General features: G+C 34.5%; 10 protein-coding genes and 3 tRNA genes. 6 read left to right on the forward strand and 7 right to left on the reverse strand.

Annotated elements, in window-relative coordinates:
* Positions 1-376: 376 nt before the first annotated feature.
* From ACIDC4_RS16490 to ACIDC4_RS16510, 5 genes are all read right to left on the reverse strand, one after another.
* Entirely contained in the window at positions 377-1,282 is a 906-nt protein-coding gene (locus tag ACIDC4_RS16490) for an N-acetylmuramoyl-L-alanine amidase (protein WP_412044605.1), read from the reverse strand.
* Between the two features lie 32 nt (positions 1,283-1,314).
* Positions 1,315-1,872, reverse strand: coding sequence for a hypothetical protein (locus tag ACIDC4_RS16495; protein ID WP_412044604.1), 558 nt, complete (start codon positions 1,870-1,872; stop codon positions 1,315-1,317).
* A gap of 43 nt (positions 1,873-1,915) precedes the next feature.
* Positions 1,916-3,229 carry a 30S ribosomal protein S12 methylthiotransferase RimO gene (gene rimO, locus ACIDC4_RS16500; protein ID WP_412044603.1) on the reverse strand — a complete coding sequence of 438 codons (1,314 nt, stop codon included), beginning with the start codon at positions 3,227-3,229 and terminating at the stop codon, positions 1,916-1,918.
* 347 nt (positions 3,230-3,576) lie between these two features.
* Positions 3,577-5,136 (reverse strand): OmpP1/FadL family transporter, encoded by a 1,560-nt coding sequence (locus tag ACIDC4_RS16505; protein ID WP_412044602.1) that lies wholly within the window; start codon positions 5,134-5,136, stop codon positions 3,577-3,579.
* A gap of 45 nt (positions 5,137-5,181) precedes the next feature.
* Entirely contained in the window at positions 5,182-6,189 is a 1,008-nt protein-coding gene (locus ACIDC4_RS16510; protein ID WP_412044601.1) for a hypothetical protein, read from the reverse strand.
* A gap of 101 nt (positions 6,190-6,290) precedes the next feature.
* On the opposite strand from ACIDC4_RS16510, the gene proS reads away from it, so the two are divergent.
* The 5 genes from proS to rpsT all read left to right on the forward strand — a co-directional run bounded on the left by proS (position 6,291) and on the right by rpsT (position 8,558).
* Positions 6,291-7,769, forward strand: a complete 1,479-nt coding sequence (proS, locus tag ACIDC4_RS16515; RefSeq protein WP_412044600.1) for a proline--tRNA ligase — start codon at positions 6,291-6,293, stop codon at positions 7,767-7,769.
* 77 nt (positions 7,770-7,846) lie between these two features.
* A tRNA-Glu gene (locus ACIDC4_RS16520) sits at positions 7,847-7,918 on the forward strand.
* Positions 7,919-7,965: 47 nt separating this feature from the next.
* Positions 7,966-8,037, forward strand: a tRNA-Glu gene (locus ACIDC4_RS16525).
* A gap of 43 nt (positions 8,038-8,080) precedes the next feature.
* Positions 8,081-8,152: transfer RNA gene (locus ACIDC4_RS16530), tRNA-Glu, on the forward strand.
* A gap of 154 nt (positions 8,153-8,306) precedes the next feature.
* A complete protein-coding gene (gene rpsT / locus ACIDC4_RS16535) occupies positions 8,307-8,558 on the forward strand; it encodes a 30S ribosomal protein S20 (RefSeq protein ID WP_055095632.1) in 252 nt (83 codons plus the stop codon).
* Positions 8,559-9,209: 651 nt separating this feature from the next.
* On the opposite strand, the gene ACIDC4_RS16540 is transcribed toward rpsT, so the two are convergent.
* Entirely contained in the window at positions 9,210-9,614 is a 405-nt protein-coding gene (locus tag ACIDC4_RS16540) for a response regulator (protein WP_412044599.1), read from the reverse strand.
* A 5-nt stretch (positions 9,615-9,619) separates the two neighbouring features.
* On the reverse strand, positions 9,620-11,275 hold the full coding sequence (locus ACIDC4_RS16545) for a PAS domain-containing sensor histidine kinase (protein WP_412044598.1): 1,656 nt from the start codon (positions 11,273-11,275) through the stop codon (positions 9,620-9,622).
* Between the two features lie 222 nt (positions 11,276-11,497).
* On the opposite strand from ACIDC4_RS16545, the gene typA reads away from it, so the two are divergent.
* Positions 11,498-13,294 carry a translational GTPase TypA gene (gene typA, locus ACIDC4_RS16550; protein WP_412044597.1) on the forward strand — a complete coding sequence of 599 codons (1,797 nt, stop codon included), beginning with the start codon at positions 11,498-11,500 and terminating at the stop codon, positions 13,292-13,294.
* The last annotated feature ends 95 nt before the right edge of the window (positions 13,295-13,389 follow it).

Consider the following 13,389-nt stretch of genomic DNA (forward strand, 5'->3'; position numbering starts at 1 on the left):
TTATAGCTATCAGGAGTAGCTAAATTTTATATTCTTAATTTGTGCAAATTTGTGTAATTTGTGGTAAAAAAAAATTAATCTGCTTTAATCTTTTTAAATCTGCGTGAAACAAAATCATTTTATTTTTTTGTGCAGTCTCTGATGTTAAGTTTTTATTTCAAGTTGTGAAGAATTGGTGTAATTGCTTCGCCTGTTCGCTGTCGCTCGGGTTGTGGTAAAAAAAACTTTTAATCCTTTACTTAGGTAGCGATAGGGTGGTTAAATTTTCCTTATTTCAATTTGTGTAAATTCGTGTAATTCGTGGCAAACTTTACTCAAAAAAAACGCGTCTCTAAATGCTTAGAAACGCGTTTTATATTTTAGTATTGTATTCTTTTTACTGAATTTGCTTTTTATAAATCGAGTAAATAGCATCTATTGTTTTTCGATCTAAAGTAGGCGTTACATCAGTTTGAATATAATGTAGTTTAAAAGCCTGAATTGCTGCCGAAAGATTCTTGGTGTTATAACCAATAATTCTCAAAGCAGGTTCGATTTTAAAATCAAAAGGAGCTTCTTCCAGAATTTCATCCGGCCAGATACCAAATCCTTTTTCAGCTAAAGTCTTCCACGGAAATAAAGCACTTGGATCTTGTTTTCTGCCTGGTGCAATATCCGAGTGACCTAGGATATTTTGAGTAGGGATATTGTAGTCTTTCTTCAGTTTTGTTAAAAGAGCTACTAAACTGCTAATTTGTGCTTCTGTAAAAGGTTTAAAACCATTATTGTCCAGCTCAATTCCTATAGATGAAGAGTTTATATCGGTGTTTTTCCCCCAGGTTGCTGCACCGGCATGCCACGCTCGCAAATAATCATTCAACATCTGAACTACTTTTCCGTTCTCAGAAATGATATAATGAGCACTTACCTGAGTTCTTGTTAAGGTGAATGTTTTTATTGTTTGCTGGATAGAATCCTGAGCAGTATGGTGAATAATGATAAAGCTTGGCTTTCTCAAATTAAAATTCACGGTTCCAACCCATTCTGTGTTTACTCCATTTAGTAAATACGTAGATCCTGTTTTCGATAAAGTATCTTTTACGATACCTAACTGAGCTGCATAACTTGTATCGATAACTACAGGACTAACAGCAGGTATAGGTTTGGCCTCTTTGCTTGTAATTTGAGTTTCTAAAGTTTTAAGCTGTTGATCATAGACCTTTTCTGTAGTCTTATAAGGGTTTGTCGAACAAGCGGTGATAACAAGGGCTAAAATCAGATAACAAAAGTGTTTTTTTGTCATAGTGCTTATATTTTAAGATGAGGTTGAAACAATTATTCCTGAACTTTCGTTGCTTCAGTTTCTTCTTTTACTTCTTTCGTGTCTTTATCTTTAGAATCTTTTTTCTTTTTTGACTTCGCAGGTTTTTTGATCTCCTTAAAGTCGGCCATAAAGGCAGTATATTTTTCAACCTGATCCGGATTCAGGAAAGCAGTTACTTTTTTAGTGGTACTTTCTCTTAGCGCTTTTATTTGTTCTACCTTTTCATCCTGATTACTGCTTTCGTTTTTCAAAAGAATTCCTTGTTCTTTCATGCTGTCGGTAAAAACATTTGCGATGGCAATGGCCTGAAGTTCATCAAGGTTAACTACCGGCTTCATTTGTTCTACAATTTTAGCTGCCATTTCTTCGGGTGGAGTTTCTTTGGGTTTGCTTGTATTAGGCTGAGGTCCTGACATCATACTTCTGTCCATTCCGTTATTGCGCCCATAACCATTTCCGTAACCGCCGCCGCCATAGCCATTATTATATCCGTTTCCGTATTGAGCCGAAGCAAAATTGAAGCAGAATAAGGTAAAAACCAAAAGAAATAAAGATTGAGTAGGTTTCATAAAAAATGTTTTTATCTTAAATTGATAATTGTTTAGCGTAAATTTAAGCAGGTTCTCCGTATAAATCAAATTCTGTTGCTTCTATTATTTTTATATTAACAAATTCCCCTGTTTTTACATAATGTTTAGAGGCATCAATCAAAACTTCATTATCGACATCCGGGCTATCAAATTCCGTTCTTCCAACAAAGTGCGCACCTTCTTTTCTGTCAATAATACATTTAAAAACCTGACCCACTTTTTCCTGATTCAGATCCCATGAAATTTGCGATTGCAATTCCATGATTTCGTTTGCTCTTGCTTGTTTTACTTCGTCCGGAACATTGTCTTCTAATAAATAAGCATGCGTATTTTCTTCATGAGAATAAGCAAAACAACCCATTCTGTCAAATTTCATTTCCTGAACAAAATCTTTCAAAATTTCAAAATCTTCCTGAGTTTCTCCAGGATATCCAACGATTAAAGTCGTTCTAATGGCCATTCCCGGAACTGCAGCACGGAAATCTTTCAATAATTGAGTCGTTTTAGCCTGTGTAGTACCACGACGCATCGATTTTAATATGGAGTCAGAAATATGCTGTAACGGTATATCGATATAATTACAAATCTTAGGTTCGCGTTTCATTAATTCCAAAACATCCATCGGGAAACCTGTAGGGTAGGCGTAATGCAAACGAATCCATTCGATGCCTTCTACTTTTGCTAATTCTTCTAAAAGTTCAGCAAGATTTCTCTTTTTGTAAATATCAAGACCATAATACGTTAAATCCTGAGCAATCAGTATTAATTCTTTAACGCCATTTTTTGCTAAACCTTGTGCTTCCTTAACTAATTTTTCAATTGGCTGCGAAACGTGCGAACCTCTCATTAACGGAATAGCGCAAAAACTGCAAGGTCTGTCGCAACCTTCGGCAATTTTTAGGTAAGCATAGTTTTTAGGAGTAGTAGTCAAACGCTCTCCTAATAATTCATGTTTATAGTCGGCTCCTAAAGCTTTCAATAATTGAGGTAATTCTGTTGTACCAAAATATTGGTCTACATTCGGAATTTCTTTTTCTAAATCAGGTCTGTAACGCTCAGATAAGCAACCAGTCACAAAAACTTTGTCAACTAATCCTCTGTCTTTTTTGTCTGCATATTCCAAAATCATATTTACTGATTCTGCTTTGGCATTGTCAATAAAACCACAAGTGTTAATTACGATAATGTTTCCTTCTCTTTCTGCTGGTGCTTCGTGTTCAACTTCTTTTCCGTTTGCACGAAGTTGTCCCATTAGCACTTCACTGTCATATACATTTTTCGAACACCCAAGAGTGATTACGTTAATTTTGTTCTTTTTTAAAGACTTGGTTCTCATACTTTTATAAATTGGAGTGCAAAATTACACTTTTTTATTCAAACACCGCTTGTTTCCTTTTCTTTTACGTGTTTTTTATGAAGCTTTAGGAGAGTTATCTGATGTGCGGACAAATTAGAATAAACACGAATTTCACTGATTTACACCAATTGCTTTGTGGAATTAACTTTACAAAGTAAATCAGTTTATTAAAATTTGGTGCAAATTCTTGAAATTCCTGTTTAAAAATAAGCTAACGAGACTGCTGTCCGATTTTATTAGTGTAAAATTTCCGGTTTATCAGGGATAAAAAAAAATCCGCCAGACAAACGCCTGACGGAAATTTCCATTCATCTATTTATTCTTAATTACAATTCAAATAATAAAGTCAAAGAAACATTATTGAGTTTCGATGTAATATTCGCGCCATCTGTAAATCCGGTTGCGAAAAATCCCTGATTCGATTTTCTTTCTAAATAAGAGTAAGCTAAATCTACTCTTGTTCCTCCAAAATTATATCCTAAACCTCCAGAGTAACTGTTTAAATCTCCAATTGTAGTTCCGTTTTTATAAGGACTACCTTCAAAACGATATCCACCGCGTAAGCTTAATTGTTTTATTTTGTATTCAGCACCAACCCTTAATTCGCCTGCGGTAGTCAATTGATTGCTAATGTCATTGTTTAATCCTTTAAATCCTGAATCATTTGGTTTGTATTTAGTGTTTCCGTAATCTTTAATAGCATAATCAACACTAATCAATCCTGATTTTCCAAATACATACGCGGCACTAAAAGTTGTTTTTCCTGGAGTTTGCAAGGTGTATGATTCGTAAACATTTAGTACATCAGGGTTAATGTCATAATATTGAGATTGTCCTCCAATAACGTCTGTTGTAGTGTATAAACTTTGTGATAATTCATCATAAAGTTCGTACCAGGTATTAGATTCATATGCTAAACCAAGTCTAAAAGATTCTGTTACTTTGGCAATGGCTCCAAGTTGAAAAGAAAATCCATTTCCGTATGTATAAAGATCATTGTTGAAGCGTAAGTTGGATATTGTTTCTGTTGGTAGTAACGGATTGTCATTGTCTTCGTAAAAACTGCTTGTTCTTCTGTAATCTGTAATGTGTACATTCAAATTGGCCCCTAAATAAATTCTGTCTTTGTACGATGTTGCGATGTTAAAGCTTAATTTGCTATTGTATCCGCTAGTGAAAATTTCATTTTCCTGATAATAATTACCACCTGCAGGAATTCTTGATGGGTAGGAATTACTGACATTATCATAGCCAATAATTTTCCCTTGACTTCCTAAATAAGCTTGCTGTGCAGAATAGCCGGATAAATTAGGGTATTGGCCATTAGGATAGTTAGATCCTAGGTTTTTATAAGTGTAACTAATATTATTATTGTTGATAATTTGAAAAGGAACTGGAGATCCGCCGTTAGAGTAATTTGCAAATTCTGAAAAATAATCACCAATAGAGTTTGTTGGATTTGTTCCTACAGATACAATACTATTATTAAAATTATTGGTGTTTTCATAATTTGCTCCAATCGCAATTTTTTTCCAATTATTGCTTGGGTTGTGATCGTTAAAAACGAAAACAGCTCCTGCTTGGTTTAGTATAAAAGAATTTTCTTTATCACTTGTTTGAGTTCCAAAATAATTAGAATTATTCTTAATATTCTGGTTGCTAAAAGTTATTCCGGTCTGATTATTTAAGAAAACGGCAGATCCTGCAGGATTGACACTTATTGAAGATAAGTCTCCTCCAACTGCTCCAAATGCACCGCTCATCGCTCTAAAACGAGCTGTTCCGGTTAGGTTATCTTGTGCGTAACGAATAGCGTCAGATACTTCCTGTGAATGTGAGACGCTGACAGTTAATCCTGTAATAAGGAGGAATAATATTTTTTTCATTGGGATAAGTTTTTAATGTGATTTTTCGATTTGTGAAAGAAGGAATTATCTTCTTCCACCTCCGCCTCCTCCGTATGATCTTCCGCCACCGCCACCGCCGCCAGATGATCTCATGCTTCCTCCGCCACTGTTCATAGAACGTGATGGGCTAGGAGAGTAGCTTCTTGTTGGTGCGCTGTTATTACCGCTGTTGTAATTTCTGGTTGTTGTGTTGCTGCTTGATCTTCTGTTAGAATAGTCGTAACTATTGCTTTGTCCCTGAGCAGCACTTCTTCTGTTTGTGAAATTTGGGCTTGAAGAATTATAAGTTCTTCCGTTTGTAGAACTTCTTCTAAAGTCAGAATACCCGTTTCTGTTTGTTGTATAATTCCCTCTGTTTGTAGTGTAGTTTCTATTGCTGAAATTTCTGTCAGTGTAGCTTCTGTTGCTGCTGTAGCTTCTGTTGCTGTAGTTTCTGTTGCTATAGCTTCTATCATAACCATAGTTTCTTCCTCCATAATAAGCGGCAGAACCTCTTCTTCCATAACTATAAGCGTAGTTATTGTATCCGTAGTAGGGTCTGTATCCTGGATAACCCCATCCTGGTCCCCAATATCCCGGGTAGCCCCAGCCGTATGCAGGGTAGCCCCAGTAGCCTCCTCCGTAACCCCATCCGTAATAAGGGTATCCGAAACCAAGTCCAAATCCCATTGACCATGTAGGATCAGAGTAAACGTTTACAGAAACATCTGTATTTGCGCTTCCCCAGGCAGGGTAAGCGGTTGCAACTGTTTGCGTGCTGTCATTATCGGCATAATTGCCATACGTGTCAACATCTGTAAAAATTTCAGTTGGCTGACTGTCATCTTGCAATGATCTGAAGTAATCTTTATATTGATTATTTGTGTTTGTGGTATTTGTTTGAGCATACGTTCTTGTCGAACCACCATAGACTCCATCATTATCATTATATGAAGCGTTTTGGTAAGAACCACACGATGCTAGTAGAAAACTCAATATTCCAATTAAGTAAAAATGACTTGAGTTTTGGCGGAGAGATGTAGAAGTTTTCATATCTGTGGTGTTTTTTATTGTTGCACATTACAAAAATAGTTAGTTTTGTCAAACTATTTAGTTAAAATTATTAAAACAAAATTTGTGCCAAACTATTCAATATGAGTAAGAACCTCACTACAAGATCAGAAGATTATTCGAAATGGTATAACGAGCTGGTTGTTAAAGCAGATCTAGCCGAAAATTCAGGCGTTAGAGGATGTATGGTTATTAAGCCGTACGGATATGCTATTTGGGAAAAAATGCAGGCGGAGTTAGATCGAATGTTTAAAGAAACAGGACATCAAAATGCGTACTTCCCTTTATTCGTGCCTAAGAGCATGTTTGAGGCTGAAGAAAAAAATGCAGAAGGATTTGCAAAAGAGTGTGCTATCGTAACACATTATAGATTAAAAAATGATCCGGATAAACCCGGAAAACTAATGGTAGACCCAAATGCTAAATTAGAAGAAGAACTTATCGTTCGTCCTACTAGTGAAGCAATTATCTGGTCTACTTATAAAGGTTGGGTACAATCATACAGAGATTTACCTTTATTAATTAACCAATGGGCAAATGTGGTGCGTTGGGAAATGCGTACGCGTTTGTTTTTAAGAACTGCAGAGTTTTTATGGCAGGAAGGGCATACGGCACATGCTACAAAGGCAGAAGCATTAGAAGAATCTGAAAAGATGATGAATGTGTATGCTGATTTTGCAGAAGGCTTTATGGCAATTCCGGTTGTAAAAGGAATAAAAACCGAAACAGAACGTTTTGCGGGAGCTGATGAGACCTATTGTATTGAGGCTTTAATGCAGGACGGAAAAGCGTTGCAGGCTGGAACATCGCACTTTTTGGGACAAAATTTTGCCAAAGCTTTTGATGTAAAGTTTGCAAATGCCGAAGGAAAGCAAGAACATGTATGGGGAACCTCTTGGGGAGTTTCTACTCGTTTAATGGGAGCTTTGGTGATGACACATTCTGATGATCAGGGATTGGTTTTGCCTCCTAACTTAGCGCCAATACAAGTGGTAATTGTGCCTATTTATAAAACAGACGAGCAATTGGCTGAAATTACAACTGCAGTTAATGAATTAACAGCGAAGTTGAAAAAGTTGAAGATCTCTGTTAAGTACGATGACAGAACAACTCAAAAACCAGGATTCAAATTTGCTGAATGGGAATTAAAAGGTGTTCCGGTTAGAATTGCTGTTGGGCCAAAAGATTTAGAAAACGGAACTTTTGAAGTTGCCAGACGTGATACATTGACAAAAGAGACGGTTTCAGGAGAAGGAATTGTTACTTATATAAATGACTTGCTGGAGCAGATTCAGGCAGATTTATTTAACAAAGCATTAGAGTATCGTAATACTCATATTACGGAAGTAAATAGTTTTGAGGAATTTAAAGAAATTTTAGATGGTAAAGGTGGGTTTGTATCTGCACATTGGGATGGAACTGCTGAGACTGAAGAAAAAATAAAAGACTTGACAAAAGCTACCATTCGATGCATTCCTTTACATGCTGTTGAAGAGGTGGGAACCTGTGTGTTTACGGGGAATCCTTCTTCAAAAAGAGTGCTGTTTGCTAAGGCTTATTAATTTTTTTTAATTTTTTTTGCATCAGGTATTGTACATCTTAAAAATAGTTGTATTTTTGCATCCGCATTAGAGAAGCAGGCCCGTTCGTCTATCGGTTAGGACGCATGGTTTTCATCCATGTAAGAGCGGTTCGATTCCGCTACGGGCTACTACTTTTTTTATTGCAAAATGTTCTTGAAATACTGAGAATTAAAATGGCCCGTTCGTCTATCGGTTAGGACGCATGGTTTTCATCCATGTAAGAGCGGTTCGATTCCGCTACGGGCTACAATAATACCTCTATTTAAATATAGAAAAACTTAGAAGGATATGGTCTGTTCGTCTAGGGGTTAGGACTCCAGGCTTTCGTCCTGGTAACAGGGGTTCGATTCCCTTACAGACTACTGAATTAGTTGTAAATAAGTTTTGTAAAATAAAAATTGGTGTCTCGATTTTTGTTTTATTAGTTAAAACCAAAGTGATTGCCTGGCAATTGTGGGAGGTTTTTCTTTTTTAACTAGTATTTATAATAATTATTACATCTAAAATTAAAACAAAATGGCAAATCATAAGTCAGCATTAAAAAGAATCAGAAGTAACGAAAAAAGAAGAGTTCTTAACAGATATCAACATAAAACTACTCGTAATGCTATAAAAGCATTAAGAATAGCTACTGATAAAGCTGATGCTACTTCTAAATTATCAACTGTAATCTCTATGATTGATAAATTAGCTAAAAAGAACATCATTCATGATAATAAAGCTTCTAACTTGAAGTCTAAATTAACTAAACATGTTGCTAAATTGTAATTAATTACAATTTCCTAAAGTATATAAAAAGCCCTCTTTTAGAGGGCTTTTTTTTGTTCAAACAAAAAAAAGGAATATCCCAAAAAATAAATTCCAAATTCCAATAGCTATATAGTGTTGGGATTTGGAATTTAGATATGTTTGTTGGAATATGGAATGGATCAACACGAAAACCTGTGGATATAGAAAAAATTACCACGGAGAACGCAAAGTTTTTTAAACATACTAAGTTTAGAAAAAAACACAAAGTTCACAAAGCTTTGTGGACTTTGATTGTGTAAACACTACTTAAATCATAGTGAACTTTGCGAATCCCGATAGCTATCGGGATTGCGTTCTCTCCGTTAAAAAATAATTAGGGAATATAAAATTTTTAATGTTTCTCCACAATATTCAGTGTTGATGCGTCAATCTTAAAACCTCTGAAGCAAAAAAATTACCGCAAAGATCGTAAAGCTGTATATTGATTTAGCTTTGCGAACTCTGTGTTTATAAGAACTTCTTAGATAAAATCTTTGTTTCTCTGCGGTAAAAAAAAACAGTCAGAATTTATAAGCTGCTCCACAACATTTAGCGTTGATCCATTTTTTATTTAGAATTTAGATATGTTTGTTAGAATTTGGAATTTTATATATTGGGATTTAAATTTATTTAAAGATCCATTTTCTTTTTAAGGTACTCCAGCATTGGCTGAGTGATTGGTTTTGAAAGGAAATCGATAATGATAGGGTACTTTTTTGCTTTGGCTAAATCTTCAGGGTCAATTGTAGAAGAAAGTACAATGACACGCGCGCTATTGAATTCAGTATAGTCTGAAGAGGTAAAATGATCCAAAAATTCCCAGCCGCCCATAACAGGCATGTTTAAATCCAGGAAAATTAGTTCTGGTTTGCTTGCTTTGTTTTTGTTGTATTTTAAGGTGTTGAAATGATGCAATGCTTCTTCGCCATTTTGAGCAGTGATAATTTCTTTTGAAAAAGATGATTTCGAAATTACTTTCTTGCATAGCATTAACGTGATTGGGTCGTCGTCGATGCATAAAATTTGCTCGAGCATATAAATTAATTTTTAAATGTTATTGTAAATGTTGTTCCTATGTTGACTTCGCTATCAATACTAATTGTTCCTCCCATAGTTTCTACTTGTGATTTTACTAAATACAAGCCCAGGCCTTTGCTGTCAGGATAATTATGAAATCTTTGATACAATCCAAAAACTTTATCGCCGTTGCGTTCCAGATCAATTCCAATTCCGTTGTCTTTAAAGGTTAGGATGGCTTTATGATCGATTTGTTCGGCAGTAATAGAGATTTTTAATTTTCTATTTTCTGATTTGTATTTTATAGAATTGGTTAGTAAATTAAGTAAAATACTTTCAATATAGGCTTTATTTGTGTTTAATATCGGAACTTTGTCGAATTTGAGTTTGATAATAGGTTTGTGCAGTTCGATTTGAAAAGACAATTGGCTAAATACATTCTCGAAAACTTCTTTTAATGAGACTTCTTCTTTTTGCATCGAAGGATTGTCTTTGATAATAATAACTTTTACCAAATCGTTGATAGTTTCATTTAGTAAATGAGTCGATTTTGTAAAACCCAAAAGTATATCCTGAAGTTCAGGATTTTCTACAGGAATGTCTTCTATTAAATTTAAAAGTCCTATTAAATTAGATAATGGCGCTCGCAAATTGTGCGAAGTAATATAGGAGAATTGTTTTAGGTCTTTATTATTTTGAGTTAGTTCACGAATAAGATGCTCTTTTTCGGTTTCCAGTTTTTTCTCATCAGTGATGTCTCTTTGTATAGAAATCCAGTGTGAGATGTTTTCTTCGTTATTGAAAATTGGAATCATCGAAAAACGAACCCAATATTCTTCTTTTTTCTTGGTGTAACTAATAGTTTCTATTAAGCACTCTTCTTTATTTTTGATGGCTCTTAATAGTTTTTTTAATTCTTCCGAATCTGATTTTGGTCCTTTGAAGATGTTTGGAGATTTTCCAATTATTTCATGAGAAAGGTACCCGGACATGTGCGAAAATGCTGGATTTACATAAACTATTTTAGGAATTTTACGATCTACTGAGTTAGCTTCTGTAATTAAGATAGAATCTTTAGATTGTGTAATTACGGTTTCTAAAAGTTTTAGTCGCTGTTCTTCTTCTTTTTGTTTGGTAATATCCTGAATAGCCCCAATCATTCTTATGGCTCTTCCATTTTCATCTTTTAATAAAAAACCCCGGTCAAGAACATATTTATAGGTTCCGTCTGAGCATCTAAAACGGTATTGATCCTGCCATTTTTCGGTTTTTTGTTCTATAAATGAATATAATTTAATAGACATTCTGATGCTGTCTTCGGGATGTATTTTGTCAAACCACCATTTTGATGTTTTTCCTACATCTGCCGGATTGTACCCAAAAACACTTTCGATTCCTTTGTTCCAGTTAATGCTGTCTTCCTGAATTTTCCAGTCCCAAATGGTATCACTTGTTGCTTTTGCAACAATGTCGTATTTTTCGTTCGATTCTTTAATTTCTTCGTTGGTACTTTTTAATTTTTCGAAAATAGAGATATTTCTGTTTTCGTTTTTAGAGAGTATATATCTGAAAATAAATCCTGTAGCAAGTATAAAAATGATGTCTTTTACGAAGAATAAATAAAAATATTCTATTTTAGAAAAGTAGGTAGTAAGTATTTTATGACAGAGAATTGCCATAATTAGCGATATGATAACGTAAACTAGAGTAATTTGGAGAGTTTTACTTTTCATTACTCAAATATAGTTAAATTAACTATAATTAAACAACAACGAAAGTTCAATTTGAAGGTTAAATTTACATTGTTTTAACGAACTAATTACTTGTCTATACGCAAACTATCGCAGAAACGTTTTTTATATCAAAATAAAGTGTACCTTTGCACCCATTAAAAATCACAGATGGAATCTATTAGAAACATTGCAATTATTGCCCACGTCGATCACGGTAAAACCACTTTGGTTGATAAAATTATGTATCACTGTCAATTATTTCGTGACAACGAAAACACAGGTGATTTAATTCTTGATAATAACGATTTAGAGCGCGAGAGAGGTATTACTATTACTTCAAAGAACGTATCAGTTCAATATAAAGGAACAAAAATCAACATTATCGATACTCCAGGTCACGCCGATTTTGGAGGAGAAGTAGAACGTGTATTAAACATGGCCGATGGTGTATGTTTGCTAGTCGATGCTTTTGAAGGTCCAATGCCGCAAACGCGTTTTGTATTGCAAAAAGCGATTGACCTTGGTTTAAAACCTTGTGTAGTTATCAACAAAGTTGATAAGGAAAACTGTACTCCTGAAGAAGTTCATGAGAAAGTTTTTGACTTAATGTTTGAATTAGGTGCTTCTGAAGAGCAATTAGATTTCCCAACTGTTTATGGTTCTGCTAAAAACAACTGGATGTCTGACGATTGGAAAAACCAAACTGACAACATTGAGCCTTTATTAGACATGGTAATCAAAAACGTACCAGCTCCTAAAGTATCTGAAGGAACTCCTCAAATGTTGATTACATCTTTAGATTTCTCTGCATTTACAGGTCGTATTGCTATTGGTCGTCTTGAAAGAGGTGTGTTGAATGAAGGAATGCCAATTTCTTTGGTAAAAAGAGACAGTAAAATTATAAAATCACGTATTAAGGAATTACATACTTTTGAAGGTTTAGGTCGTAAAAAAGTACAACAAGTAATTGCTGGTGATATTTGTGCTATTATTGGAGTTGAAGGTTTTGAAATTGGTGATACAATCGCTGATTCTGAAAATCCTGAAGCTTTACAAACTATCGCAATTGATGAGCCAACAATGAGTATGTTGTTTACAATTAACGATTCACCTTTCTTTGGTAAAGAAGGTAAATTTGTAACTTCTCGTCATATTAGAGAAAGATTAACAAAAGAATTAGAGAAAAACTTAGCTATGAAGTTAGGTGAAACTGATTCTGCTGATAAATTCATGGTTTTTGGTCGTGGAGTACTTCACTTATCTGTTCTTATTGAAACAATGAGAAGAGAAGGGTATGAGTTACAAATTGGTCAGCCACAAGTTATCATTAAAGAAATTGATGGTAAAAAATGTGAGCCAATTGAGGAATTAACAATCGATTTACCAGAAAATCTTTCAGGTAGAGCAGTTGAATTCGTTACAATGCGTAAGGGAGAAATGCTTTCTATGGAAACTAAAGGGGAACGTATGATTGTAAAATTCAATATTCCATCTCGTGGAATTATTGGATTGCGTAACCAATTGCTTACTGCAACAGCTGGTGAGGCTATTATGGCACACCGTTTTATTGGATATGAGCCTTACAAAGGAGAAATTGCAGGACGTAACAAAGGTTCATTGATTTCTATGGAAAAAGGAAAAGCTATTCCTTATTCTATCGATAAATTACAAGATCGTGGTAAGTTTTTTGTTGAACCAAATGCTGAAATCTACGAAGGTCAGGTAATTGGAGAAAACTCTCGTGCAGATGATATGTGTGTAAATGTAACGAAAGAGAAAAAACAATCTAACGTTCGTTCTTCTGGAAATGATGAAAAAGCAAGAATCATTCCACCAATCATTTTCTCATTAGAGGAAGCTTTAGAGTACATTCAAAAAGATGAATATGTAGAGGTAACTCCAAAATCTATTCGTTTGAGAAAAATCTACTTGACAGAAACTGATAGAAAAAGATTTAAAATCTAAGGTTTTAAATTTCAATATAAAAAATCCCAAATTCCAATTAAGGAGTTTGGGATTTTTTTATTCTAACCTTTTAGGATTTATAATTTTATAGGTGA

It is taken from the genome of Flavobacterium sp. C3NV (genome assembly GCF_046825355.2).
In the GTDB taxonomy this organism is placed as follows: Bacteria; Bacteroidota; Bacteroidia; order Flavobacteriales; family Flavobacteriaceae; genus Flavobacterium.